At 61.7% G+C, this 2,560-nt stretch carries 3 protein-coding genes; 2 read left to right on the forward strand and 1 reads right to left on the reverse strand.

The window, feature by feature from the left end; translation table 11 throughout:
- Window positions 1-17: 17 nt before the first annotated feature.
- Window positions 18-1,394, forward strand: coding sequence for a multicopper oxidase family protein (locus D8V06_RS19005; RefSeq protein ID WP_130931534.1), 1,377 nt, complete (start codon window positions 18-20; stop codon window positions 1,392-1,394).
- The gene (gene tadA, locus D8V06_RS19010) at window positions 1,394-1,891 is read left to right on the forward strand and encodes a tRNA adenosine(34) deaminase TadA (RefSeq protein WP_056855205.1); all 498 of its coding nucleotides are present in this window, start codon (window positions 1,394-1,396) and stop codon (window positions 1,889-1,891) included. Before D8V06_RS19005 ends, tadA begins: the two co-directional genes overlap by 1 nt.
- A 133-nt stretch (window positions 1,892-2,024) precedes the next feature.
- Here the strand turns inward: tadA and cmoB are convergent.
- The coding region (gene cmoB, locus D8V06_RS19015) for a tRNA 5-methoxyuridine(34)/uridine 5-oxyacetic acid(34) synthase CmoB (RefSeq protein ID WP_130907466.1) at window positions 2,025-2,560 on the reverse strand (536 nt) is incomplete at its 5' end.

A 2,560-nucleotide genomic window follows, 5' to 3' on the forward strand; every position in this document is an offset into this window, starting at 1 on the left:
GTGAGGTAGTTGAGTTCATGTCCTTTACCCGTCGCCAAATCCTCGGTGGCCTGGCCGGTCTTGTTGTCGTTGGCGTGGGGGCCGGTGGCGCGTCGCGCTATTGGTTGGGCAAGATGGCCGATGCGGACGCGGGCCACGACTATGAGTTGATCGCTGCACCGCTGGACGTCGAACTGGTGCCCGGCCACCAGACCCAGGCCTGGGCGTTCGGCCCGTCGGCGCCGGGCACCGAGTTGCGCGTACGTCAGGGCGAATGGCTGCGGGTGCGTTTCATCAATCACCTGCCGGTGGCGACCACCATTCACTGGCACGGTATCCGCCTGCCGCTGGAGATGGATGGCGTGCCCTACGTTTCCCAGCTTCCAGTGTTGCCGGGCGAATATTTCGACTACAAATTTCGTGTCCCGGATGCCGGCAGCTATTGGTATCACCCGCACGTGAACAGCAGCGAAGAACTGGGGCGCGGGCTGGTCGGCCCGCTGATCGTCGAAGAGCGCGAGCCGACCGGTTTCAAATACGAGAAGACCTTGAGCCTCAAGAGCTGGCATGTCGACGAGGTTGGCAATTTCGTCGAGTTCAGCATCCCCCGGGAAGCGGCCCGGGGTGGCACGGCAGGACGCTTGTCGACCATCAATGGGGTTTCGCAAGCCGTGATCGAATTGCCCGCCGGGCAGATCACCCGCGTGCGTTTGCTGAACCTCGACAACACCCTGACCTATCGCCTGAATATTCCTGGCGTCGACGCGCAGATCTACGCGCTGGACGGCAACCCGATCGAGCCACGGCCGCTGGGCAAGGAATACTGGCTCGGCCCCGGCATGCGCATTTGCCTGGCGATCAAGGCACCGCCGGCCGGTGAAGAATTGTCGCTGCGCAACGGCCCGGTGCGCCTCGGGACACTCCGTTCGGTCGCCAACAGCGATGCGCCGACCGAGTGGCCAGCGGCGCTGCCCGCCAACCCGGTGGCCGAGCCGGACCTGGCCAATGCCGAGAAACTCAACTTCAATTTCGAATGGGTCGGTTCGGTGTCGGTGAACGTCGACAACGGCAAGCCGCCCAGCCTGTGGCAAATTAACGGCAAGGCCTGGGACATCACCGACAAGACCTGCGCCGACCGCCCGATTGCCAAACTCCAGAAGGGCAAAAGCTACATTTTCGAATTGAAGAACATGACCCAGTATCAGCATCCGATTCACCTGCACGGCATGAGTTTCAAAGTCATCGCCTCGAACCGGCACAAGGTGATTCCGTACTTCACCGATACTTACCTGCTGGGCAAGAACGAGCGCGCGCAAGTGGCGCTGGTGGCGGATAACCCCGGGGTGTGGATGTTCCATTGCCATGTGATCGACCACATGGAAACCGGCCTGATGGCCGCTATCGAGGTGGCATGATGCGGCAGATTCGACCCGCGGCGATCATCGACCGCAGCCGTGATCGCGACTTCATGCGTGAAGCGCTGGCGCTGGCCGCCCAAGGCGCGGCCCTCGGTGAAGTACCGGTGGGCGCCGTGTTGGTGCAGGATGGTGAGATCATCGGTCGCGGCTTCAATTGCCCGATCAGCGGCAACGACCCGAGCGCCCACGCCGAGATGGTCGCGATCCGCGCTGCCGCCCAGGCCGTCAGCAACTATCGCCTGCCGGGCAGCACGCTCTACGTCACGCTGGAGCCGTGCAGCATGTGCGCGGGCCTGATCGTGCATTCGCGCATTGCGCGGGTGGTGTACGGCGCGCTGGAGCCCAAAGCGGGGATTGTGCAGAGCCAGGGGCAATTTTTTACCCAGGGCTTTTTGAATCACCGGGTGTTGTACGAAGGTGGGGTGTTGGCGGAAGAATGCGGGGCGGTGCTCAGCGAATTCTTCAAGGCCCGCCGGGCAAAACCAACAATCTGAAAACCGCATCAATTCCTGTGGGAGCTGGCTTGCCAGCGATGACGTCGTCACATCAAACATTGATGTCGACTGAAACACCGCTATCGCTGGCAAGCCAGCTCCCACAGGTTTTTGCAGGGGCTGGAAGGAAAGGTTACTTCTTCGCGACGATCACTGCCCGCATCGGCGCCGGCAGCCCTTCAATCGTCTTGCTGTGATCCTCCGGATCAAGGAAATCGCTCAACGATTGATATTTCATCCACTCCGTCCCGCGCTGCTCTTCAACGGTGGTGGTGCTCACGTCCACGCATTTCACATCGCTGAACCCGGCACGGCGCAGCCACAGCTCCAGCGCCGGCACCGAAGGCAGGAACCACACGTTGCGCATTTGGGCGTAACGGTCTTCCGGCACCAGCACCTGGTGTTTGTCACCTTCGACTACCAGCGTCTCCAGCACCAGTTCACCGCCCTTGACCAGGCAGTCCTTCAGTGCCAGCAAATGCTCGATCGGCGAGCGGCGGTGGTAGAACACACCCATGGAGAACACCGTGTCGAAGCCTTCGAGGTTTGGCGGCAGGTCTTCGAACGGGAAGGGCAGGTGCCAGGCATTCGGTTCGGACAAGTAGCGTTGCACTGCCTGGAACTGGCAGAAGAACAGCCAGTTCGGGTCGACACCGATCACGCTGTCCG

It is taken from the genome of Pseudomonas sp. Sample_24 (assembly GCF_004307605.1).
In the GTDB taxonomy this organism is placed as follows: domain Bacteria; phylum Pseudomonadota; class Gammaproteobacteria; order Pseudomonadales; family Pseudomonadaceae; genus Aquipseudomonas.